Annotated in this window: 23 protein-coding genes and 1 riboswitch; of the genes, 21 read left to right on the forward strand and 2 right to left on the reverse strand. The window is 44.5% G+C overall.

Going from position 1 to position 22995, the window contains the following annotated elements; genetic code table 11:
- Nucleotides 1-33 precede the first annotated feature (33 nt).
- Nucleotides 34-1257, reverse strand: coding sequence for an NAD(P)/FAD-dependent oxidoreductase (locus MHI27_RS08170; protein ID WP_405176010.1), 1224 nt, complete (start codon nt 1255-1257; stop codon nt 34-36).
- 177 nt (nt 1258-1434) lie between these two features.
- Here MHI27_RS08170 and MHI27_RS08175 point away from each other — a divergent pair, with 177 nt between their 5' ends.
- From MHI27_RS08175 to MHI27_RS08225, 11 genes are all read left to right on the forward strand, one after another.
- Nucleotides 1435-1668: a spore coat protein gene (locus tag MHI27_RS08175; protein ID WP_042186181.1), complete on the forward strand. Its 234-nt coding sequence runs from the start codon at nt 1435-1437 to the stop codon at nt 1666-1668.
- Nucleotides 1669-1698: 30 nt separating this feature from the next.
- Nucleotides 1699-2088, forward strand: a complete 390-nt coding sequence (locus MHI27_RS08180; protein ID WP_076284224.1) for a spore coat protein — start codon at nt 1699-1701, stop codon at nt 2086-2088.
- Between the two features lie 259 nt (nt 2089-2347).
- Nucleotides 2348-2848 (forward strand): Lrp/AsnC family transcriptional regulator, encoded by a 501-nt coding sequence (locus MHI27_RS08185; protein ID WP_042125589.1) that lies wholly within the window; start codon nt 2348-2350, stop codon nt 2846-2848.
- A gap of 13 nt (nt 2849-2861) precedes the next feature.
- Complete coding sequence (locus MHI27_RS08190) at nt 2862-4082, forward strand: aminotransferase class I/II-fold pyridoxal phosphate-dependent enzyme (protein WP_042186187.1); 1221 nt, start codon at nt 2862-2864, stop codon at nt 4080-4082.
- 250 nt (nt 4083-4332) lie between these two features.
- Nucleotides 4333-4521: an aspartyl-phosphate phosphatase Spo0E family protein gene (locus MHI27_RS08195; protein ID WP_262495626.1), complete on the forward strand. Its 189-nt coding sequence runs from the start codon at nt 4333-4335 to the stop codon at nt 4519-4521.
- A 183-nt stretch (nt 4522-4704) separates the two neighbouring features.
- Nucleotides 4705-5271, forward strand: a complete 567-nt coding sequence (locus tag MHI27_RS08200; protein ID WP_042186191.1) for a cob(I)yrinic acid a,c-diamide adenosyltransferase — start codon at nt 4705-4707, stop codon at nt 5269-5271.
- Nucleotide 5272: 1 nt separating this feature from the next.
- Complete coding sequence (locus tag MHI27_RS08205) at nt 5273-6262, forward strand: RluA family pseudouridine synthase (RefSeq protein ID WP_405176011.1); 990 nt, start codon at nt 5273-5275, stop codon at nt 6260-6262.
- A 180-nt stretch (nt 6263-6442) separates the two neighbouring features.
- The gene (locus tag MHI27_RS08210) at nt 6443-6817 is read left to right on the forward strand and encodes an arsenate reductase family protein (RefSeq protein ID WP_405176012.1); all 375 of its coding nucleotides are present in this window, start codon (nt 6443-6445) and stop codon (nt 6815-6817) included.
- 308 nt (nt 6818-7125) lie between these two features.
- Nucleotides 7126-8052, forward strand: coding sequence for a 5'-3' exonuclease H3TH domain-containing protein (locus MHI27_RS08215; protein ID WP_149645832.1), 927 nt, complete (start codon nt 7126-7128; stop codon nt 8050-8052).
- Nucleotides 8053-8316: 264 nt separating this feature from the next.
- Nucleotides 8317-9198, forward strand: coding sequence for an ROK family protein (locus tag MHI27_RS08220; RefSeq protein WP_405176013.1), 882 nt, complete (start codon nt 8317-8319; stop codon nt 9196-9198).
- Nucleotides 9199-9410: 212 nt separating this feature from the next.
- The gene (locus tag MHI27_RS08225; RefSeq protein WP_340974788.1) at nt 9411-10427 is read left to right on the forward strand and encodes an HRDC domain-containing protein; all 1017 of its coding nucleotides are present in this window, start codon (nt 9411-9413) and stop codon (nt 10425-10427) included.
- Nucleotides 10428-10509: 82 nt separating this feature from the next.
- Here MHI27_RS08225 and corA read toward each other — a convergent pair whose 3' ends face one another.
- Complete coding sequence (gene corA, locus MHI27_RS08230; protein ID WP_042125638.1) at nt 10510-11445, reverse strand: magnesium/cobalt transporter CorA; 936 nt, start codon at nt 11443-11445, stop codon at nt 10510-10512.
- Between the two features lie 398 nt (nt 11446-11843).
- Nucleotides 11844-11974, forward strand: a riboswitch (SAM riboswitch).
- Between the two features lie 113 nt (nt 11975-12087).
- Here corA and metA point away from each other — a divergent pair.
- The 10 genes from metA to MHI27_RS08280 all read left to right on the forward strand — a co-directional run bounded on the left by metA (nt 12088) and on the right by MHI27_RS08280 (nt 22992).
- A complete protein-coding gene (gene metA, locus MHI27_RS08235; protein WP_076284219.1) occupies nt 12088-13008 on the forward strand; it encodes a homoserine O-succinyltransferase in 921 nt (306 codons plus the stop codon).
- A 36-nt stretch (nt 13009-13044) separates the two neighbouring features.
- A complete protein-coding gene (locus MHI27_RS08240) occupies nt 13045-14217 on the forward strand; it encodes an aminotransferase class I/II-fold pyridoxal phosphate-dependent enzyme (protein ID WP_405176014.1) in 1173 nt (390 codons plus the stop codon).
- 267 nt (nt 14218-14484) lie between these two features.
- Nucleotides 14485-15621, forward strand: coding sequence for a cyclic dehypoxanthinyl futalosine synthase (gene mqnC / locus MHI27_RS08245; RefSeq protein ID WP_042125644.1), 1137 nt, complete (start codon nt 14485-14487; stop codon nt 15619-15621).
- A 208-nt stretch (nt 15622-15829) separates the two neighbouring features.
- Nucleotides 15830-16672, forward strand: coding sequence for an SPFH domain-containing protein (locus MHI27_RS08250; protein ID WP_042186213.1), 843 nt, complete (start codon nt 15830-15832; stop codon nt 16670-16672).
- A gap of 11 nt (nt 16673-16683) precedes the next feature.
- Nucleotides 16684-16851 carry a toxin-antitoxin system HicB family antitoxin gene (locus tag MHI27_RS08255; RefSeq protein WP_042186214.1) on the forward strand — a complete coding sequence of 56 codons (168 nt, stop codon included), beginning with the start codon at nt 16684-16686 and terminating at the stop codon, nt 16849-16851.
- A 498-nt stretch (nt 16852-17349) separates the two neighbouring features.
- Complete coding sequence (thrS, locus tag MHI27_RS08260) at nt 17350-19287, forward strand: threonine--tRNA ligase (RefSeq protein WP_405176015.1); 1938 nt, start codon at nt 17350-17352, stop codon at nt 19285-19287.
- Between the two features lie 415 nt (nt 19288-19702).
- Nucleotides 19703-20269: a 3D domain-containing protein gene (locus MHI27_RS08265; RefSeq protein ID WP_371915726.1), complete on the forward strand. Its 567-nt coding sequence runs from the start codon at nt 19703-19705 to the stop codon at nt 20267-20269.
- Nucleotides 20270-20445: 176 nt separating this feature from the next.
- Nucleotides 20446-20589 carry a hypothetical protein gene (locus MHI27_RS08270; RefSeq protein WP_156114753.1) on the forward strand — a complete coding sequence of 48 codons (144 nt, stop codon included), beginning with the start codon at nt 20446-20448 and terminating at the stop codon, nt 20587-20589.
- Between the two features lie 246 nt (nt 20590-20835).
- Nucleotides 20836-21915, forward strand: coding sequence for a cell wall-active antibiotics response protein LiaF (gene liaF, locus MHI27_RS08275; RefSeq protein ID WP_076284216.1), 1080 nt, complete (start codon nt 20836-20838; stop codon nt 21913-21915).
- Complete coding sequence (locus MHI27_RS08280; RefSeq protein ID WP_042186220.1) at nt 21916-22992, forward strand: sensor histidine kinase; 1077 nt, start codon at nt 21916-21918, stop codon at nt 22990-22992.
- Nucleotides 22993-22995: the final 3 nt, after the last annotated feature.

A 22995-nucleotide genomic window follows, 5' to 3' on the forward strand; every position in this document is an offset into this window, starting at 1 on the left:
AAAACCTCAATATTGCTTATTCACGTCCGTTTTCTAAGAAGGAGAAGGTTTGGCTGATCGTGTCAATGAGAATAGATCAAGCTCCGGCCGATGTTTACCCGCAATCGTATCTGTTAATAACTCTGCAGCAATCATGCTGTACACCGTCCCATTGCCTCCATAACCCTCGATGAAGTAACAATGAGGGTACTTGGGATGAGGGCCGATATAAGGAAGCCCATCACGCGTAGAGCCGAATACAGCACCCCAGGAGTATTCTATCTCAATGCCTTTGATCTCAGGAAATAAAGCTTCCAGCTCTTCCAATAACCTTTGACTTTGTGAAATTACTCTGATATCACGGCGCTCTGGATCCGTCAACGGTTCATCTTTTCCTCCTGCAATAATACGTCCCTCCGGTGTTGTCCGAAAATACAAATACGGTCGGGCGGTTTCCCAGAGGAGGCTCCGCTCATGCCACTTGGGGAATTCCTTCAGAGGTTTGGTCATCACTGCATACGTATTGATCAGCTCAGCGCCTCGGTCTTTTTTAAACTCCTGCGTTTCATAACCCATTGCAAAAATAACCTTCTTCGCAATAATACGTCCGTTCTCTGTGTGGCAAATTACTCCATCTTCAGTAAACTCATACTGTTTAGCCTCGGTCTGCTCATAAACGTGTACACCATTCATTGCTGCCTTGGCGATCAGGCTGTGAACTGTCCGGAAAGGGTTCGCTTCTGCATCACTGCGTGAATAAAGTGCAGCAGGTTTAGAAAAAGAATACACCGAAGCAATTTTATCCTCTTCCCAGAAATCAGAATCGAATCCGTGAGCAACGAGGTTCTTATATTCTTCTCGCAGAGCAGGTACATCCTCTGGTGTACTGGCATATAGAAGGCTGCTGCAAGGAATGATCTGGGGATCGATATCGAGCTTGGCTGGCAGATCCAAAATATTTCTAACCCCTGCTTGGCATAACTGATAAAAGAGCAAGCCGTTCTTTTCTCCAAAAGTGTTCATACATGAGGTTAACGATTTGTCGTTAGATATCTGAAGTAAACCAGTATTGGCATGTGAGCTTCCGCTTCCGACGCGTCTTTTTTCGATCAGAACAGCCTCAGCTCCGCTTAAAGACAAGCGATAGGATGCCATTGCTCCACCCATTCCAGCCCCTACAACCAGGCAATCACAGTGAATGGTATCCTCTAGCGTAGGATAAGTTGGTGGGTCTTGTAAAGTACTTCTCCAAGGTGGAGTGCCGCTATTTAGTCTCATGAAAATGATCGCTCCTTCATTTGTTCCATAATTTAGTATGGGCGGCATTTTACCGTCTCATTCGCAGCATGTTCTTATTTTTGTCATAACTCTCTAGTGCTGTTGGGCAAATAAATGGTGTGCTTTGGCGGTATACTAAAGCCTGTTTGGATCAACTACAAGGAGGGACTACAACTCATGCAATCAATGCAAATGCAGGCACTAAGTGGAAAAGAATTGGAATATATCGCAGACTCCATCTCTAATGAGGACTTGCTTCTTAAGCAATGTGCGGCTACCGCCGCGACAACGCAGAACGAGCAGGTCCGACAAGTTTGTTTGCAGCATATCCAAAATCACACGCAGCATATGGATACACTCACTCAGTTACTCCAGCAGCATCAACAGTACGCACCAACAAGCCCACAATAATTGCATTATTAATCTTAAGGAGGTTATAAAATGAACGCACAGAATCCAGCAGCATTTATGCCAGATGAGGATTTAATGAACACCATTTTGTGTGATTTGAAGCGGACGGTTCGTGAGTATGCGACAGCTGCTACGGAATCGGCATGTCCAGCGGTTCGCCGGGTCTTTAATGAGATGACTATGAACACGCTTCGACTTCAGGGTGATCTGTATACGCATATGTCCCAAATGAATATGTATCCTGAGCCTGCAAAAGCATTGCGCCAAGATGTGGACAAGCAGCTCCAAACTGCACAGCAATTGCAACAAAAATCAGGTCAGTTCGTGCAGCAAAAAACAGGACAAACTGGATCTATTGCTCACAATGCGAACAGCCACCTTCATTCGAATGGACAACATCAACCGTCTCATTTAATGTAACCAAGATGGTTAGCGGATGAAGCATCCTGCCACATAACCTTAAGGCTGACGCCCGTTTATACCGAGAGCTCCGGTATAAACGGGTGTTTTTTGTATAAAAATCCATTTAGCTGAGTAAACCTAGTCTTCTATGCGGATATCATATGGGGTTATTTTGTTTGCAGAGATGCTCAATTCATGTCATATTAGTATTAAACTCTTTTCGCGGGGCGACGCATGAATAGCGCAACGTCATTTGCGAACTATCCGGAGGGAAGGCATGAAGGAAATGAACGAACTAAAGAGGAAAGTGCTGGAACTGCTTAAAGAGGACGCGAGAAGATCTACTGCACTCTTAGCTACGCTGCTTGGCGAGGAAGAAGAAGACGTAAAGACGGCGATTGGGCAATTAGAGAAGGACCATGTAATTGTTAAGTATGCAGCCGTTGTAAACTGGGATAAAGTCGATGACGAGAAAGTGACAGCGCTGATTGAGGTACAGATTACACCCGAACGGGGTCGCGGATTTGAAGGCATTGCCGAGAGAATCTACCTGTATCCACAAGTGAAATCCGTTTATCTGATGTCAGGTGCTTACGATCTTCTGGTAGAAGTGGAAGGCCGAAACTTACGTGAAGTGGCCAATTTTGTATCCGAGAAGCTGTCTCCAATTGATTCAGTACTCTCAACTAAAACGAATTTTACCCTTAAAAAATACAAACAGGATGGGATCATCTTCGAGGAGCATGAGGAAGACAACCGTCTGATGATCTCTCCATAAAGGAAGTAATCATATGATCACGAACAAAACGCAGCTAACTGGAGAAGACAGCAAATCAATGAATTCTTATTTGGCCCCGCTGGTACAGCAAATTCAGCCTTCGGGTATTCGTAAGTTTTTTGATCTGGCTGCAGGCAGCAAGGATATCATATCACTCGGAGTCGGGGAGCCTGATTTCAAGACCCCGTGGCATGTCAGAGAAGCTTGTGTCTATTCGCTGGAAAGAGGATTTACAGGCTATACATCCAACGCAGGTATGCCTGAGCTAAGGGAGGGTATTGCGAACTATTTGCACACCCGTTTTGCAGTGGAGTATGATCCTGCCAATCAAATTATAGCAACGGTCGGCGGAAGTGAGGCTATCGATCTGGCTCTGCGCGCTTTGATCACGCCGGGCGATGAGATCCTCATACCAGAACCTTGCTATATTTCTTATTCGCCGATAACGGCTATTGGTGGAGGTATTCCTGTAGGTATCGAAACCATCGGAGAGAATGACTTTAAACTTACTGCAGAGAGTTTGGAAGCGAAGATTACTCCACGCTCCAAAGTTCTAATTCTGTGCTACCCGAGCAACCCAACGGGAAGTGTTATGACCCGAGAGGATTGGGAGCCGATCGCCAAGGTTGTAGAGAAGCATGATCTTATTGTAATTTCAGATGAGATCTATGCGGAATTAACGTATGGAATTAATCATGTCAGCTTTGCCTCATTGCCAGGTATGATGGACCGTACGATTTTGGTCAGCGGTTTCTCCAAGGCTTTTGCCATGACTGGATGGAGAATGGGTTATGCTTGTGGTCACCCTGATTTGATCTCCGCTATGCTTAAGATTCACCAGTACACTGTGATGTGCGCTCCTTCTATGGGCCAAGTGGCTGCACTTGAGGCACTGACCAATGGGATGGAAGAGAAGGATCGAATGGTCGATTCTTATAACCAACGGCGGAGGCTGATTGTTAAGGGTTTGCGTGATGCGGGACTGGAGTGCCATGAACCACAAGGTGCATTTTATGCTTTTCCAAGCGTGCGCAAAACAGGACTGACATCTGATCAGTTTGCACAGCGATTATTGCTTGAATATAAGGTGGCAGCTGTACCTGGAAGTGTCTTTGGTTTAGGTGGTGAAGGTTACTTACGCTGCTCCTATGCTACATCAGTAGCTCAACTGAATGAAGCTATAGAACGCATTGGTGCTTTTGTCACACAACTGGAACGAGAGAGAATGGAATAGAGAAAATTGGACTATAGCCTATCCTATAATCCTATGGTATTATTTTACTTTGAGAGTAATTAACCCCTATAATAGAACTAACAAGGACGTATTTTACTCTGGAATTAAGCGTTGCTTTGAAGTTGCTTTTATTACTTTAATGACATTTTGTGGCACGCGCTCAATAATACTTTTAGGAGGGATGATTGTGCTTAGTGCCGATTATTACTTACCTTCCTATGGAGGGCAGTGTTTTTCTGGAAGTGGGAAACTGTCCCCCAAGGGTGATGCTTCTGCTCGCATGCTCTCTCTGGAAGATGAAATTAGAATACTCCGTAGCAAAATGGAGCAGCTTTTTTTGCAGGAAAAATCATTCACTTCAGATAATGTGATTGAAATTAGCAGTTTACTGGATCTCAAGATAAATGAATACATGAAGGGGCGTCCAGTTGGAAAATAACGTCGCTACATGCTGTTGAAGAGGACCCTAGGGTCCTCTTTTTGTTGTTCCTTTAAGCTCACACATCGCAACATTGCAGTCACACTTGGAGAGAATATGCCTATACTCTTCATTTGCCATTTTTATATAAGAAAGCTTAAACTAGCATTATGTGATTTGAAGAATGGATAGGAGGAGTAAGCCATGGTGATCTATACACGCACGGGTGATGCGGGTCAAACTTCAGTGATTGGCGGCCGGGTTGGTAAGGACGATGTCCGAGTTGAAGCTTACGGAACGATCGATGAACTGAATTGCTTTGTAGGTCAGGCAAGGAGCCTGATGGAGGACGATCAGTTTGATGATGTACGCGAGCAGCTGCTGGAAATTCAGCATGAGCTATTCGATTGCGGAACCGATCTGGCTTTTATTAAGCTAGGTGATGGTGGTCAATATATGGTAACAAGTGAGATGGCTAAACGGTTGGAGGGCTGGATTGATGAACTTCAAGCAGAGAATCCACCACTAGAAAAATTCATCCTCCCTGGGGGCAGTCCGTTAGCTTCGGTTCTACATGTGTGCCGTACGGTTTGCCGCCGGGCGGAACGCCGGGCAGTTACACTTGGACGAAATGCAGACATTAATCCGGAAGCGGTTATTTATTTGAACCGGTTATCCGATTATTTCTTTGCGCTGGCTAGGACGGCTAATACACGGGCAGGGATTACTGATGTAGAATACATTCGCAGTAAAAAGGTGTTCCGAGACTAATATGACTAGCTATTATTCACCAATTACTTACATTATACCGCCAGAAGAGGATGACTGGTTGCTGAAGACGATCCTGCATAAACGGATGGATGTCTCACGTAAATTGTTGTCACGCCTTAAGCAAACAGAACAAGGGATTACATTAAATGGAGAGCGTGTTTATATCAGCGTACATGTTAAGGCAGGCGATATTGTACAGATTCGCATGGAAACAGAGACTTCGGATGATATTTTACCGCAGCCGATTCCCTTTGAAATTCTATTTGAAGATGAGCATCTGCTCGTAGTAAACAAGGCAGCAGGGATCATCGTGCATCCCACACACGGACATTACACTGATACGCTGGCTAACGGAGTAGTTCATTATTGGGCGCAAAAAAATGAACGTTTCCGCTTTCGACCCGTCCATCGTCTGGACCAGGAAACCTCCGGTGTGTTAGTCATCGCCAAGAATCCGTATAGCCATCAGCATATTTCTGAGCAGATGATTGCGGGTACAGTGGACAAACGTTATGCTGCATTTGTTCATGGGGCTCCTGTGGAGCCTTTCGGCGATATCGACGGACCTATTGACCGTGATCCTGAGGAGCCGCATCGACGTATCGTGACACCGGATGGTTATCCTTCTCTGACTCGGTATGAGGTTAAGACCGTATACGCACAAGGTTCAAAAGTTGAACTGAAGCTGGAGAGTGGTCGTACTCATCAGATTCGGGTCCACATGACCTCTATCGGCTATCCTTTGATTGGTGACAGCATGTATCGTCATGAGCTGTATAATCTACCGGAATTGACTTTAACTCAAAGTGAACAGTTGGAGTCCGTTGCAGCACTAGATGCCTCCATACCGCGTCAAGCACTGCACGCGGTGCGTCTGACGTTCAAGCATCCGGTGCTGCTGCAGGAAATGATCTTTGAAGCTCCTTTGCCGCCTGATATGGCGGCCTTGGAGGAAATACTGGAGCAAGGACCGATAGCGAATTTGAGGTAAAAATTATCTTAGTGATGTTAGCGAGAGGGCGAATTGGTTCTGGAGAAACGGAGTGTTCGCCTTTATCCTCGGATTTCATCCGCAACAAGCGGACTAAATCAAGAAATCTGAGGATAACAGCGATCGGAAGAATAATTTGCCAGCGTAGCGCACTCATCACTACCATTAAAGGAGAACAACATGAGCAAACTAAAAGTATATCAATATCCAAAATGCAGCACCTGCCGCAGTGCAGTAAAATGGCTACAAGCTCAAGGTCATGAGCTTGAGCTTCAAAACATCGCAGAACAGCCGCCTACCGTTGAGGAGCTGCGTGAATTGCTGGCCAATAGCGGACTTGAACTGAAAAAGTTTTTTAATACAAGTGGTGAAGTCTATAAAGCATTGGGTCTTAAGGACAAAATGGCACAGCTTAGTGAGCAGGAAAAGCTTGAGCTGCTCGCAAGCCATGGCATGCTAAATAAACGTCCGATTGTCACCGATGGCGTTAAAGTTACGGTAGGCTTTAAAGAAGAGCAATATGCTGAAGCTTGGAGCAATGCTTCCAAAGTATAAATCCGTAAAGGGGATGTCCCAACAGTCATTTCATGGCTGTTGTGGCATCCCTTTTTGGATATCTAGGAAAATCACAAAAGACCATGATTCTATAATATACTTATATTTCTCGCTTAAGCTTACCGCCCTTGCAAGGGCACCGATGGTGTTTTTACTTGTTAGTTTCAAAGGATAAGAATAAGCTCCCATATGTGTAACTATATGATCCCTTATCAGATCATGTATTTTCTGATAGAATACTCTTTGTGCAATAACATGGACAAGCGCTTAATAACAATACAATGAACGATTAAGGGAGAGGTTTATACATGAGAGCAGAAACAACGGGCCGTGTAATGCTTGTAGATGGAATGGCTCTGCTGTTCCGGGCCTTTTATGCGACCTCTTATGGAGGATATATTCGCAAGACAAAAGCTGGATTGCCGACGAATGCGGTGTATGGTTTTTTGCAGTATTTTTTCGATGCGGTAAGCACATTTGAGCCTTCTCACGTCGTATGCTGCTGGGATATGGGCAAAGGAACGTTCCGCACCGAGAAATACGATGGATACAAATCGAATCGGATTGAAGCCCCGTTAGAGCTGATTCCACAGTTCGATCTAGTAAAAGATGTAGTAGCTGAGCTTGGGGTGCCGAATATTGGACTTGCAGGCTATGAAGCGGATGATTGCATTGGTACGCTGGCTTCTTGTTACAGTGAAAACTCTGAGGTATATATTTTGACGGGTGACCATGATATGCTTCAGCTCATTGATGAGAATGTTAAAGTCGTCATTATGAAAAAGGGACGCTCTAACTATAAAGTGTATGACCTTGCAGAATTGCTGGAGGAAAAGGGTCTAACCCCTAGACAAGTGATTGACCTGAAAGGTTTTATGGGCGATACCAGTGATAATTATCCCGGCGTAAAAGGGATTGGTGAGAAGACTGCGCTGAAACTGCTGACCGAATACAGAACAGTTGAAGGTGTAATTGAGAATCTGCATCTGCTCCCTAAAGGTGTGCGTACCAAAATCGAAGCAGATCTGGATATGCTGCATTTATCGCGAGAGCTAGCGGAAATCCGTTGCGATGTACCAGTGGTCTGCGAGCTGACGGAAGCCTTGTGGCAACTACAGCGGGAAACAGCTGCGCGCAAATTTCAGGAGCTAGAGTTCGGCAGCTTGATGCATTTGATTGCTGAGGTGCAGGACGAACGGGGAATTGTACAGATTGAGTTAGGCGATTTGGGTTAAGATCAGACACCCTTCATGCAAAGATGCATGGAGGGTGTTTTGTTAAACTATAAGAACGTATAAGTTTCACACTATACATTATCCTTATCTTTCTCTCTTAAACGCCTTTTGCGTCCTTATAAGGACGCAAAAGGCGTTTATACTTGTTGTGATAGCGCTTCATTCGACGTATAATTAGGGCTGGTGATTGCTTTTTTTATGCTATTATTCATTTGTGTATGGGTAGCGTTTCAACTTCTAACTAGAGAAAGGGAGAGAATTGCTGTGAAGCTATTGGGAGCGATTGAAGCAGGCGGAACAAAGTTTGTATGTGGGATTGGTTATGAGGACGGTACCATTGTTGACCGAGTTAGCTTTCCGACAACAACACCGGAAGAAACGATGGGACTAGTAATAGACTATTTTAAAGAGAAAAATGTAGAAGCATTCGGAATCGGATCTTTTGGACCGATTGATCCCGTACTGGACAGCCCTACTTATGGTTACATAACAACGACACCAAAACCTCACTGGGGACAATATAATCTGGTAGGCACAATGGCTGACCAATTTAACGTTCCGATCGGCTTTGACACGGATGTGAATGGTGCAGCGCTTGCGGAGAGTAAATGGGGAGCAGCTAAAGGTCTGGACAGCTGTCTTTATATTACGGTTGGGACAGGCATTGGAGCAGGAGCGGTTGTTGGCGGCCAGATGGTCCATGGATTGTCACATCCTGAGATGGGACATATTCTAGTTCGTAGACATCCAGAGGATACGTTTGAGGGTTACTGTCCTTATCATGGCGATTGTCTTGAAGGATTAGCCGCAGGTCCGGGGATCGGCAAACGCTGGGGACAACCGGCAGGAGAGCTACCAGTGGACCATCCGGCATGGGAAATGGAAGCTCACTATCTTGCACATGCACTCATGAACTATGTGCTGATTCTGTCTCCTCAAAAAATCGTAATGGGCGGTGGTGTTATGAAGCAAAGCCACCTGTTCCCGTTAATTCGCACTAAGCTGCAAGAGTTATTGAGCGGATATGTTCAACATCCATCGCTTAATGTCGACATCGATAATTATGTTGTCTCACCAGGTCTTGGAGACAATGCAGGGCTTGCTGGAGCGATTGGATTGGCTACATTAGCTCTAGCTAGAAACTAGTATAAAAAGACATTGACTGTTCGGTAATATATGGTATTCTAGGATCTAACAGTATAGCATTTAATGAGGGAGCACCTCTTTCGCGTTTATCGTGAGAGAGGTGCTTTTTTTGCGTTCGGGGTCTGATTGAGAAAGGATTTGTTCGCTCCGAAGGAGGGTCTTCCCGGAAGGTTATTGTGCTTACTGTAATGTTGAGAAAGGTAGGGATGGATATGCAAATTGTGTTTATGAACCGTTTATCCAGAATATCTGGAGTGGATCAAGAGGTGTACGCCCAGCTGTGGATTGGAGAGGAAGAGGGGATCTGGAGTTTGGGCTGGCGTGATTTTTCAGGTGGGGAGAATTACATTGAGAATTTGTGGTATGAAGGTGGTTCATGGAATGAGATGCTCTGTGTATACAGGCATGAGCTAGCAGTGAAGATGGGAGATGGCTATAGACCCTTAATCGATGGGATATTCCACGAGGAGGATAGTCTTACTGGGCGTAATCAGGAGCAGCTGAAGCTTCAATATTACAGCGAACATTATGGGAATGAAGCCATTTATGAAGAGTTATGTGCTTGGCGCCGTGGTAAGGCTTCGAGTGAACGGAAGGCGCCCTATATTCTCGCCAGTAATCGTCTGTTGCGCTTGTTAAGTACATTTCTACCGCATACGCCAGAGGAACTGATGCAAATTCCGGGTGTGGGAGAAGGCAAGATAGCGCAGTTTGGGGCTGATTGGCTGGCTATAACTACTGCGGTGGCAAGGGAACATTCCTTCCCTCTAAATTGGGTGCATGAAGTAATTGAAGAGGAGTCTTTCGTCTCTTGGCTTTATAAACAGAAAGAAGTCAAATATAAGAAGCAGCTAGAACGACTGCGCTTGCGGAGGATTTTGCTACAGGGGATCGAGAATGGGTTGGGCTTGGAACAGCTTAAGGTGAATAGTGGAGTGAACCGGCGTGAACTGATTGAAGCGGTAGAGGAGCTAGAAAGAGAAGGTTATTCTGTCGAGAAGCTGATCCATGTAGAGCTTGGCAATATGCCGCAGAGTGAGCAGGATGCGATATGGAATGCCTATGTGGAGCTCGGGGATCTTTTCCTAAAACCGGTGTTACATAAGGTGTATGGCGACGACTTTTCCGCTGCTGAAGGATTGGATATTTATTATGAGCGTCTGCGATTGATCCGCATCCGTTTCCGTCGAGAGCAAACGCATAAAGTGGGCATGGCGACCAGTTTTTAAATTTGCGCATACCAAAAAGACGAAGGCTTCCTTATACCTTACGGTTACAGGTCCTTCGTCTTGCTTATTCGTCCGGTTCGTTTCATAGCCATTCCTTCTTGCGGAAAACATACAGCATCCCACAGCCTAACGTCAACATAACGCCTATAACGCCATAATAGCCATATTTCGTATGAAGCTCGGGCATATGATCAAAGTTCATACCGTAGATTCCGGTAATTACGGTCAGGGGCATGAATATTGTTGTGATCGCAGTAAATACTCTCATAATTTCATTCGCGCGGTTGGCGATACTGGATTGGTATGCCTCTCGTAAGTTGCCCATGAGATCGCGATACGTCTCAAAGGTTTCAGATATTTTAACCGCATTTTCATAAATGTCGCTAAAATATTTCTGCAGCTGATCATCAATCAGACGGAGGTCTTTTTTATTTAGGGTATTGATCACTTCTTTTTGTGGCCCCAGCATTTTCTTCAACCATAGAATTTCACTTCGCAGACCGATAATTTCACTGAGATGTGACTTCTTGGTATGCATGAGGATATCTTCTTCCAGCTTCTCGATCCGAGCTTCAATTCGGTCGCCGACGGAGAAATAGTTATCAACGACAAGGTCAATTAGCAAGTAAAGGAACATATCCGGTTCACTTACTTCTTGCTCCCAGAGCATAGGCTTCAGGATTCGTAGTTCATTGATCTTTTGTTTCGTGACAGTGATGATGTAATGTCTTCCAAGGAATACATTGAGCGCCCGTAGGAAAATTTCTTCATCGTCAAAGCGGATGCTATTTACAACTATAAAGTAGTGACTTTCGTATATTTCGATCTTTGGACGCTGATCCTCTTCGCTAAGGCAATCCTCAACAGCAAGATCATGTAGGTTGAACAAGGGCTGAAGCAGCTCCAAATCCTCAACATCGGCGTCAATCCAATAGAACCCTTCCGTTGGGGGTGTTAGTGTTTCATCAATTTCATCAATAGGTGTAAAAACCCCTGCATTTACCAGCCGGATTTTCATCTGATTTCACTCCTCCTATCCCCAGGTCTTCACTAGGGACTGCTAAATTAAGCACAGAGAAAAAAATCAGCTTGGCCGGCGGTACAATCAATACATAGGGCCAAATGACGTTTCGAGGGCATGAAGAAGAACTGCTCCCGCCGCCGGCAAGCTGATGATTATCCTGTGTGGTTGCTCATTCTGTACACATATTTGCGAGCTCGGGTCGCCTTCCATCCTTCTTCTCACCTCTTCTTTTCGTTCAGGTATGAAATACTTGTCTAGTATAACAACGGAGTATGCCTCTTTCAAGCAAATTTATTGTGATTTTGAGGCTTCTTCAGCATTGTATGGACTTGACGAAAAGGAGGTTCATGATTTAAAGTGAATTTTAAAGTAATTTAATTGAATACAGCTAAATCTTATCAAGAGCAGGTGGAGGGACTAGCCCTATGAAACCCGGCAACCGGCGTGTAAACGCACGGTGCTAATTCTTGCGGAATTTCTGCAGACGTCTAATCGTCTTCAGGAACATTCTGGCAGATGAGAGAGGCACATATGACTGTAGATATGACCTTTCTCGATTTCCGAGGAAGGTCTTTTTATGTTCAGCAAGCCGCAGTGCGGCAAAATAACTAAATTCAGCTAAGGAGTGGAAAGACAATGCCAATTAAAATTCCCGACAGTTTACCGGCGAAAGAAGTACTATCCGGAGAAAATATTTTTGTGATGGACGAAAGTCAGGCTTTCCATCAGGATATCCGTCCACTACGGATTGCTATTCTGAACCTCATGCCGACTAAAGAGACGACAGAGACTCAATTGCTGCGTTTAATTGGAAATTCGCCACTACAAGTTGATGTTACTTTATTGCATCCGCGTTCCCATATTTCCAAGAATACTTCTGCTGAACATTTGAAGAGCTTTTACAAAACCTTTGACGAGATCAGCCACCGCCGTTTGGATGGTTTAATCGTTACAGGTGCTCCTGTAGAACAAATGGAGTTCGAGGAAGTATCGTATTGGGAAGAACTGAAAGAGATTTTTGAATGGAGCAAGGACAATGTGACTTCAACCATGCATATTTGTTGGGCGGCACAGGCAGGCTTATATCATCATTTTGGTGTTCGTAAAGTGGCATTGCCTGAGAAATGCTTTGGCGTCTTCGCTCATACGATTAATCAAAATAACATTAAATTGTTGCGCGGCTTTGACGAGGTATTCCATGTACCACACTCTCGTCATACCGATGTCTCCCGTGAAGATATTGAGAATAACCCAGATCTGCAAATTCTGGCGGAATCCGAAGAAGCTGGTATGTATCTAGTGGCTACAAACGACGGTAAACAAATATTTGTGACCGGACATTCCGAATATGATCCTCTATCCTTAAAATGGGAATATGACCGTGATGTGTCTAGAGGGATGGAGATGGCTTTGCCGAAACATTACTTCCCTAAAGATGATCCAGAACGTACACCTCCAGCAGTGTGGCGTGCGCATGCCAATTTATTATTCTCTAACTGGCTCAATTACTATGTATATCAAGAAACGCCTTATGATATCGACCCGATTGTTTATTAATAATAGCGCTACAATATAAATTAGGAGGCATTAATCATGGATGACAAACTTAGGATTGAAAGTAGACTGGCTCAAATAGGTTCTCAAGAAGATCCTGCCACAGGAGCAATTAATTTTCCGATTTATAATGCAACGGCATTTCGTCATCCAAAACTCGGTCAAAGCACAGGGTTTGATTATAGCCGCACCAAGAGTCCGACCCGTTCAGTGCTTGAGAATGCAGCTGCGGAACTGGAATCTGGAGATGCAGGATTTGCTTGTAGCTCTGGGATGGCAGCGATACAAACGGTGCTTACCTTGTTCGCTCAAGGCGACCATCTGATCGTTTCGCTGGATCTTTACGGCGGTACCTATCGTTTGTTGGAACGGATTATGTCCAAGTTTGGAATCACTGCTTCTTATGTAGACACGAATGATTTGGATGCACTGGAAGCTTCGCGTCGTCCAAATACGAAAGCTGTATTTATTGAAACGCCAACGAACCCACTTATGATGATCACGGATATTGAAGCCGTGTGCACTTGGGCACGTCACCATGGGTTACTTAGCATTGTAGATAATACGCTGCTGACTCCATTCTTCCAACGGCCTATAGAATTAGGTGCGGATATTGTAGTTCATAGCGCTACTAAGTATTTGGGTGGTCATAATGATGTACTGGCAGGCCTGATTGTATCCAAGGGTGTAGAATTATCAGCTGAATTAGCTATTCTACATAACTCTATTGGCGCCGTGCTCGGACCAACAGACAGTTATCAGTTGATGAGAGGCTTGAAGACATTGGCGCTGCGTATGGAGCGTCACGAGAGCAATGCACTTGCGATCGCTCACTACTTATTAGAGCATCCAGCGATTGCGGAAGTGTTCCATCCAGGATTGCCTGATCATCCAGGACATGAAATCCAGAATCGTCAATCTTCAGGCAATACCGGTATTTTTTCTTTCAAATTAAAAGATGCCAGATACGTAGAGCCGCTTCTTCGTCATATTCGTCTTATTGCATTCGCAGAAAGCTTGGGCGGTGTAGAGTCACTTATGACTTATCCGGCTGTACAAACGCATGCTGATATTCCTGTGGAGATTCGAAATGCTGTGGGTGTAGATGATCGTTTACTGCGCTTCTCCGTCGGTATTGAACATGCAGAGGATTTGATTGCTGATCTTGGCCACGCATTAGAGGCCGCTAGGGCAGAAATTGAGTCCAAGTAACAGGAAGAGATCTTCAATCGAGTGTTAGTGGAGAAATAGAGTATAACTAGCAGTATCGCTTAGTGCGATGCTGCTTTTCTTCTGGATGGGAATTTGCGAAGAATGTAAAAGCATTTTTCAAGCTGTTCAGATTGTGATACGATGAGGAAATGAACTGTTCAATTGTATGAGAAAGGGTTGTCACCTTGAAAAAGAGACAACGTTTTTTCTTCCTGTAATTTTGTGATTCTACCATACCCCTAAGGGTTTAGAAGGAGGATGCGAACGATGAGTGCGATAGATCTTATTTTGGACAAAGCCCTACGGGGTGAACGTCTCCAATTGGAAGATACCATCCGACTGTTCGAGAGCAACGAAATTGAGAAAATGGGTGCAGCTGCAAACACCATAATGGAACGCTGGCATCCAGACCCGATGGCCACGTTTGTAATTGGTCGTAATATTAACTATACGAATGTATGTGATGTCTACTGCCGTTTCTGCGCATTTTATCGTAGACCGGGCTCTGATGAGGGTTATGTATTGCCGGATGAGACGATTTACCAAAAAATCGCTGAGACTATCGCTGTAAATGGTACAGAAATACTGATGCAAGGTGGTACGAACCCAAATCTTCCTTTCAGCTATTATACCGATATACTTCGCGGAATTAAGCAACGTTTTCCTGAGATTACAATGCATTCCTTCTCTCCTGCTGAGATTATGAAGATGAAAGAAGTATCTGGATTATCGCTCGAGGAAGTTGTGCGTGAAATCCATGCTGCTGGCCTGGATTCACTACCAGGTGGGGGAGCGGAAATTCTCGATGATCGCACACGCCGCAAGATCAGCCGACTTAAAGGCTCATGGCGCGAGTGGATGGACGTAATGCAGACAGCGCATAAGATCGGTATGAATACGACAGCTACGATGGTCATTGGACTTGGTGAGAGTATGGAAGAACGGGCATTACACTTACTTCGTGTGCGTGAGGCTCAGGACGAGTGTATTGCCAACAAATACGATTCAGAGGGTTTCTTGGCCTTTATCTCTTGGACCTTCCAACCGGACAATACTAACCTGAAGCTGGATAGACAAACGCCTGAAGAATATCTGAAGACGGTAGCCATTAGTCGCCTTGTTCTAGACAACATTAAGAACTTCCAGTCCTCTTGGGTAACAATGGGACCAGAGGTCGGCAAGCTTTCCCTTCAATATGGCTGTAACGATTTCGGCAGTACAATGATTGAAGAAAATGTAGTATCTTCTGCGGGCGCGACCTACAAGGTCAATATCGAATCAATTACTCAGCTGATCCGCGAAGCAGGCAAAATCCCGGCACAGCGGAATACACGCTACGATATTCTGCGCGTGTTCGATGATGCTAATGCGAAGATTGATAATGATTTCATCATGCAGAACTAATATATAAATTAAATCAACGCTTGTTGCTCGTTAATCCGTTTAGTGGATGATTGAGCAGCAAGCGTTTTTTTTGTATGGTTAAGATTTCGAAGGTTTATTTTACCTGTGAACATAAATTCATTATTTTATTACATTTCTGTATACACATTATTATCCAAAAGTGATATCATAATCATATCAAAAGAATATCTTATGGGGGTGCTTTTTTATGAAGGAGAAGACGCTTCGTCCTGTCAGCGGATTTTGGGTTATCGCATTAATTGCAGTTTGTTTGGCTGGTGGAATCTATGGTGCTGTTCAGGAGTATATTGCAGTACCAGTCATTCTGTTCGTTGTATCAGCAATACTATGTACGAGTATTACGGTTGTACAACCTAATAAGTCGGTTGTAGTCACCTTTTTCGGCAAATATGTAGGGACTATTGCAACGAGTGGACTGTTCGCAGTTATTCCGTTCAGCGTACGTAAGACGGTTTCCCTACGCGTTCGTAACTTTAACAGTGTGAAGCTCAAGGTCAATGATGTTGAAGGTAATCCGATTGAAATTGCTGCAGTTATCGTCTTTAAGGTGATTAACTCCGCTAAAGCCCTCTTTGATGTAGATAAATATATGGCTTTCGTAGAGATTCAGAGTGAAACGGCGCTGCGTCATGTGGCCAGCAAATACCCTTATGATAACTTCAATGAATCTGGGATGTCCCTGCGTGCCAATGCAGATGAAATTGCTAAAGAGTTAGCGACTGAGCTTCAAGAGCGTTTGTCCTTATCTGGTGTAGAAGTCATTGAAGCCCGGCTTACACATTTGGCTTATTCAACAGAAATCGCCAGCACCATGTTGCAGCGGCAGCAAGCTTCTGCCATTCTGTCTGCTCGTCAAATCATTGTTGAAGGTGCAGTTGGCATGGTCGATATGGCGATTAAACAGCTTAAAGAGAGCGGTGTAGTGGAGCTTGATGAAGAACGTAAAGCGGCCATGATTAATAATCTGATGGTGGCGATCGTGTCGGAGCGCGGAGCGAGTCCGGTCATTAACGCCGGCTCGTTGTATTAAGGCGGTGCATCATGGCGGCCAAGAAAAGCTTTCCATTGCGGATCGATCCGGATCTGCATGAGGCGTTGGAACGTTGGGCGGGAGAGGAATTTCGCAGTGTAAACGGACATATCGAATACTTGCTGCGTGAGTCTTTGAAACGTGCAGGCCGCTTACCTGGGAAACGCCGAGAAGAGTAACCTGTTAAGGACAGTTCTAGCGCTATTTCCTGGCTGCAGAACTGTCCGTGTAGGTGACTGTTTCCGCGGTTTACAAAATTTTGCCCCCTCTACAGACTTGACTGTCAGAGAGGACAGATTTATAATTACTCCATAATTCACGTTAACAGCTTTGACAAAGATATGAATGGATTGTTCTGGACCGTATCAGAGAGAGGGAACATAGGCTGTAATTTCCTCCGGTATCCTACTATCGATTTACCCCTTTGTAGCTGCGGTTATGAATTCCCTGAAATGGGATAGTAAGAACCGCCGGTTCATGGTCGTTATTCCATGCTTACGAAGGATTCTGACTCGACTCTGCTTTAAGAGCAGATTGAGAGAATCGAATTTGGGTGGAACCACGGGTGCAATCGCTCGTCCCTTTGCGGGACGGGCGTTTTTTGTATGCGTGGATATTTCCGTTTCGAAAAATTTAAAATTGTTGTTTGGCTTAAGGAAATGAAGGAGGAAATTAAAATGGTAAGTATTAAACTTCCGGACGGTTCCGTTCGGGAATACGCAGAAGGTAGTAATATTGATGATGTAGCGGCTTCTATTAGTAGTGGACTTCGCAAGAATGCGGTGGCAGGGAAATTGAATGGTATTGTCGTGGATCTGTCCACTCCGCTAGAGGAAGGCGCATTGATAGAAATCGTAACTTTGGATTCACCAGAAGGCTTGGAAGTTATGCGTCACAGTACTGCCCACTTGATGGCGCAAGCTGTAAGACGTTTATATGGAACAAAGGAAGTTAAGCTTGGTGTAGGTCCTGTTATCGAAGATGGCTTCTACTACGATATGGATTTGGAACATCCGCTTAATCCTGAGGATCTGCTAAAGATTGAAAAGGAAATGGATCGCATTATCTCTGAGAACCTTCCAATCGTACGTAAGGAAGTTAGCCGTAAGGAAGCGTTGGAAATATTCGGTGAGCTAGGCGATCCTTACAAACTTGAACTAATTGAAGCATTGCCTGAAGATAGTGTGATTTCGATCTATGAACAAGGCGAATTCTTCGACTTGTGCCGGGGACCACACTTACCGTCGACTTCTAAGATCAAAGTCTTTAAATTGATGAATGTAGCTGGTGCTTACTGGCGCGGCGATAGCAAGAATAAAATGCTTCAACGCGTATACGGTACAGCTTGGATTAAAAAAGCGCAGCTCGATGAGCATCTTCGTCTGCTTGAAGAAGCGAAGAAACGCGACCACCGTAAGCTGGGTAAAGAGCTTGAAATCTTCACATTTAATCAATTGGTAGGCCAAGGCTTGCCGATCTGGCTGCCTAAGGGTGCTAAACTGCGCAGTATTCTGGAACGTTACATTGTGGATCTGGAAGCAAGTCTAGGATACCAGCATGTATATACTCCGGTTCTTGGTAATGTTGAACTATATAAAACTTCTGGACACTGGGAGCACTATCAAGAGGACATGTTCCCTAAAATGACTATTGATAATGAAGAATTTGTTCTTCGCCCAATGAACTGCCCGCATCACATGATGATTTATAAGAGCTCCATGCACAGCTATCGTGATCTGCCGATCCGTATTGCTGAACTGGGTATCCAGCACCGTTATGAAATGTCAGGAGCATTGACTGGCTTGCACCGTGTGCGTTCGATGACTCTTAATGACTCCCATATTTTCTGCCGTCTGGATCAAATTAAAGGCGAGTTCATTCGTGTAATCGAGTTGATTAAACAGGTATACAGTGACTTTGGTATTAATGACTACCGTTTCCGGTTGTCTTATCGTGATCCTAAGGATACTGAGAAATATTACGCTAATGACGAAATGTGGGAAACTGCACAGCGTATGTTGCGTGAAGTTGTAGAAGAAGCTGGTCTGCCATTCTACGAAGCAGAAGGCGAAGCTGCTTTCTACGGTCCTAAGCTGGATGTGCAGATCAAGACTGTACTAGGCAAAGAAGAAACTCTCTCCACTGTACAGATCGACTTCTTGCTGCCTGAACGCTTTGAATTGGAATATATCGGTGACGATGGTCAGAAACACCGTCCAGTTGTTCTACACCGCGGTATTTTAGGTACTATGGAGCGCTTTGTTGCTTTCTTGTTAGAGAACTTTGCAGGATCACTGCCGCTTTGGCTGTCTCCACAGCAGGTTAAAGTTATTCCTGTTTCGACTGCCTTCGACGATTATGCTAAGGAAGTTACAGACAAGCTGCGTCGCCGTGGTATCTCTGTTGAGGCAGATTTGCGTAATGAGAAGCTTGGCTATAAGATCCGTGAAGCTCAGCTGGAGAAGCTACCATACATGTTCGTAGTTGGCGAGAATGAGATGAATGCCGAGACAGTTTCCATCCGTAAGCGTGGAGAAGGCGATATGGGAGCTAAGCCGCTTCAAGAAGTTATTGAGCTGCTGGCTCAGGAAATTGCTGACCGTGTAATCTCCTAATTACTTGTAATAATCAACACCAAAAGTACGTCTAATAACGACCTCTGTCATATGCCCGTAAGGATCGAAAATTGATCTTTATGTATAAAATTTTGTGAATCGGGAAACCTTCGCTAATAAGGGGGAGGTTTATCACATGAACAAAATGGGCATATTTCAGAGGTTTTGGTGTCTTTTCGTCACAATAGTCCTACTGTTGACTGCTGCAGGTATCATTCCTGAATCCAAGCATCAAGCAGTTGTGGCCAATGGGACAGAAGACACATTACAGCACACAGATATTAGCAAAACGCTTTCGAACGAATTGCAACATACTCAGGCTAACTCAGGTTCAATGAGAACCAAAGATCAACAAGCTATTCTCACCACTGGCCGTGCTACCTTGTTATCAAACGAGCCATATTCCAGCGTACCGATCGTTCCTGCGACAACAAAAAATAAACCAGTAGCTACAAAGTCACCACAGAGCACTAAAGCTCCAACTACCAAAGGGAGTGGGGGTACAGGCTCTTCAAAATCGCCGAATTCTATTCCCGTAGCTGCGCCAGCTCCTGACCAAATTATTACTTCAATGAAAGTGATGGCGACGGGTTATACTGCGGGTTATGAATCTACAGGTAAAACATCTAAACATCCCGAATACGGAATTACCTATTCAGGTGTTAAAGTACGTAGAGATAAGAACACAGTCTCGACTATTGCTGCTGACCCTAAGGTAATCCCGTTAGGGAGTATACTTTATATACCTGGTTATGGATACGGCATCGTCGCTGATACAGGATCTGCCATTAAAGGGCGGAAGATTGATTTGTATTTTGCTACTACGAAACAGGTGTATAAGGAATGGGGCAAAAAATCAGTTGTAGTTCAGCTCATTAAGCGAGGAAACGGTACATGTACAGAAGTGATGCTGAAGAAGCTTACTCAGGCGATTGAGACTTACAATGCTGTACCGCAATCCCTGCTGGAAGAATCCATTTAAGATATAGCGGTTATATTTCAATGAATTTGGTGGATTGAACTTAATTTCACTTGGTCATGCATAATAGTGACATCACCTTGCCATAATACGGACTGGGGCAGAGCAATAGCCTCATCCGAGATGTTCTCTTAGTAAGCATTATCTATGCTGCATAAGGGATAAGGGAGGTGAATTCCGTGGCTAATAATAAAAAGTCTAAAGTTCAAGAAAACTACAAAACACCGAATGAAAAATACAATGCTGAGTTTGCTGTTGAGAATGACGGCACAACTAAGCAAAGTGGAAATACTTCTAAACCAGCTCAGAAACCGCAACAATAATGCGCTACTGAAGCAGAAGACTGCTGAATAAAGAGACTGTCCCAAATCAGTTTATAACTGAGGGACAGTCTTTTTTTTATATTTCATATATAATGAAGTAAATGGAATATTAACCCATTCGTCTCGGTCTAGAGACTGAGTGGAAGTTCCTTCTCTCGCCGCTGTTTATGAGCGCTTCCTTCCTGTAGACTAAGGCTATAAGATTGAAGAAGAGAGCGTTCCACTAATTTAAAGGGGAAATGGAATATGAAAAGAAGGTTCACAAGTCAGATTTTTGGCGGCTTGATCCTGATAGGGATTGGAGCCATGTTTCTACTTAGACAATTGGGTTACACCGATTTCAGCTTAGGTTATTTAATCTCAAATTATTGGCCTGTTATCTTGATCCTCATGGGGATGAAGCGACTCCTGGGTACGGGAGACGAACATCAAAAAGGTGGATCTTCACCTATCGGCGGTTTTTTCTTTCTGGCGATCGGAGTGTTCTTCCTTGGACGAAATTTGGACTGGTTCGATATTTCAGCCGGGGATTTTTTCAAAATGTTTATTCCAATCATGCTTATTGGTGGCGGTCTTTATGTGATTTTTAAACCACGAGGTTCAGTACCGCCAGTGCCACCTGCGCCACCATCACCACCTGATTACTTTCCTCCAGGAAAAAGCTCGCTAGATGTGGAGCCGCCAAAACCGCTGGATTCCACGCTAGATGAACAATTCGAGCAGAAATTCGGTAAATCTTCTGGAGGGCGAGACTGGAATATTAATCTGCAAAAAGATGAAGAAGAGGATGAGGACGGAACTGGAGCTTTTAAATCCACCGCTGAATCACGTTGGCAGGAGAAACAGGAGCGTCATGAGCGCAGACGTCAGGAACGTCATGAGCGGCACGCTAGAAGACATGGGGAATGGCATGAGGAGTTCCATAAGACAGAGAGTAACAATAAGGAGTCAACCAATCGCTCTGCTTTTATTGGGGATGTCCACATGGGTCGCGAGCATTTCCAACTGAAGAATACAAATGTCTCGCAGTTTATAGGTGATACTGTACTGGATCTGACGAACGCGCAAATTGCTTATGGAGAAACGAAAATTAATATCTCCGCTTTTATAGGCGACATCAAGGTGTACATTCCGAATGATATGGATCTTGGGATCTCAGTGAACAGTAGTTCATTTATCGGCGATATGGAAGTTCTGGATCAGTCTCGGAGTGGATTTATGAGCAGTGTTCAATGCAAGACGCCTTATTATAAAGAAGCGGGCAAAAAAGTCCGCATTAACGTAAGTGCTTTTATAGGTGACATTAAAGTTAAAACGGTGGGTTAGATGGGAACAATCTTTAGTAATACCAAATGGTTGTTGTTGTTTTACTTTTTGCTCACTGGAGCCGTAAGCGCCGGGTTGATGTATGCAGGCACTTGCCTTGGGTATATCGAAGTAATGGATTATCGCATGTGGCTGTACTTATGTCTGGGGATCGTGTTGTTCACTGTTGTAATCGGCTATATGGCAGGTCAGCGCATTCAGCGCCGGATTGATCATCTGGATCTAAATATGCTGCAGGTGGCAAAAGGGAATCTGTCCGTACGTATGCCAGAGAGTGATGACCAGTCTTTTGCGAGAGTGTACCATGAATTTAATGTCATGATGGATACGGTTGAGAACAAGATGCAGCTTCTGCAGCGATTGGGTGAACAAGAGGTTATTGAGAAGGAACAGGCAGCGGAGAGTGCGGTGTTGGAGGAAAGAAGACGTATGGCCCGGGATTTGCATGATACGGTGAGCCAACAGCTTTTTGCCATCCATATGTCGGCTTCTTCGCTGCCTAAAGTGCTGAAGGTTAATGAAGCTCAAGGTCAATTGGTAATGGATCAGTTAATTGCAATGTCACAAATGGCACAAAAGCAGATGAGAGCACTTATTGCACAGTTGCGACCGGTGGAGCTGGAAGGCAGGAATCTTTTCGAAGCACTGGAAAAATGGTTCCCTGATTATTGCCGCCAGAACGGCTTAAAAGGAATGAAGGAGCTTGAGCTGCAAGGAGAATTATCTGAGGCTATTGAACATCAGCTATTCTTGATTATCCAGGAGGCTATGGCGAATATTGTGAAGCATGCTGAAGCTAGACTGGTCAGTTTATCACTGCGTGAAGGATCAAGACAGGTTGTGCTGAGTATTAGCGACGACGGTCAAGGTTTTGAACATATACAGCAAAAACAGGGTTCGTATGGTCTTACCACCATGCGCGAACGTGCGGAGAAACTGGGTGGACAAGTGGAGATTATTAGCCGTAAGGGTGCGGGAACGACCATACGCGTACATATCCCTAAGTTTGTGCAAGGGAACTCTGAGTTAGAGGAAAAAAGAGCATTAGGAACAGATACAGAGGACGAGGAGGAATAGAGC

The organism is Paenibacillus sp. FSL H8-0261 (assembly GCF_045040645.1).
Classification (GTDB): Bacteria; Bacillota; Bacilli; order Paenibacillales; family Paenibacillaceae; genus Paenibacillus_AQ.

Excerpts from the sequence above, each read along its gene's own strand:
- MHI27_RS08190 (WP_042186187.1), top strand. The coding sequence starts at position 2,862 with ATGATCACGAACAAAACGCAGCTAACTGGAGAAGACAGCAAATCAATG.
- MHI27_RS08240 (WP_405176014.1), top strand. The coding sequence starts at position 13,045 with ATGGATGACAAACTTAGGATTGAAAGTAGACTGGCTCAAATAGGTTCT.
- mqnC (WP_042125644.1), top strand. The coding sequence starts at position 14,485 with ATGAGTGCGATAGATCTTATTTTGGACAAAGCCCTACGGGGTGAACGT.
- MHI27_RS08210 (WP_405176012.1), top strand. The coding sequence starts at position 6,443 with ATGAGCAAACTAAAAGTATATCAATATCCAAAATGCAGCACCTGCCGC.
- MHI27_RS08215 (WP_149645832.1), top strand. The coding sequence starts at position 7,126 with ATGAGAGCAGAAACAACGGGCCGTGTAATGCTTGTAGATGGAATGGCT.
- corA (WP_042125638.1), bottom strand. The coding sequence starts at position 11,445 with ATGAAAATCCGGCTGGTAAATGCAGGGGTTTTTACACCTATTGATGAA.
- metA (WP_076284219.1), top strand. The coding sequence starts at position 12,088 with ATGCCAATTAAAATTCCCGACAGTTTACCGGCGAAAGAAGTACTATCC.
- MHI27_RS08225 (WP_340974788.1), top strand. The coding sequence starts at position 9,411 with ATGCAAATTGTGTTTATGAACCGTTTATCCAGAATATCTGGAGTGGAT.
- MHI27_RS08200 (WP_042186191.1), top strand. The coding sequence starts at position 4,705 with ATGGTGATCTATACACGCACGGGTGATGCGGGTCAAACTTCAGTGATT.
- MHI27_RS08255 (WP_042186214.1), top strand. The coding sequence starts at position 16,684 with ATGGCGGCCAAGAAAAGCTTTCCATTGCGGATCGATCCGGATCTGCAT.
- MHI27_RS08170 (WP_405176010.1), bottom strand. The coding sequence starts at position 1,257 with ATGAGACTAAATAGCGGCACTCCACCTTGGAGAAGTACTTTACAAGAC.
- MHI27_RS08280 (WP_042186220.1), top strand. The coding sequence starts at position 21,916 with ATGGGAACAATCTTTAGTAATACCAAATGGTTGTTGTTGTTTTACTTT.
- MHI27_RS08205 (WP_405176011.1), top strand. The coding sequence starts at position 5,273 with ATGACTAGCTATTATTCACCAATTACTTACATTATACCGCCAGAAGAG.
- MHI27_RS08180 (WP_076284224.1), top strand. The coding sequence starts at position 1,699 with ATGAACGCACAGAATCCAGCAGCATTTATGCCAGATGAGGATTTAATG.
- MHI27_RS08175 (WP_042186181.1), top strand. The coding sequence starts at position 1,435 with ATGCAATCAATGCAAATGCAGGCACTAAGTGGAAAAGAATTGGAATAT.
- MHI27_RS08185 (WP_042125589.1), top strand. The coding sequence starts at position 2,348 with ATGAAGGAAATGAACGAACTAAAGAGGAAAGTGCTGGAACTGCTTAAA.
- MHI27_RS08250 (WP_042186213.1), top strand. The coding sequence starts at position 15,830 with ATGAAGGAGAAGACGCTTCGTCCTGTCAGCGGATTTTGGGTTATCGCA.
- thrS (WP_405176015.1), top strand. The coding sequence starts at position 17,350 with ATGGTAAGTATTAAACTTCCGGACGGTTCCGTTCGGGAATACGCAGAA.
- liaF (WP_076284216.1), top strand. The coding sequence starts at position 20,836 with ATGAAAAGAAGGTTCACAAGTCAGATTTTTGGCGGCTTGATCCTGATA.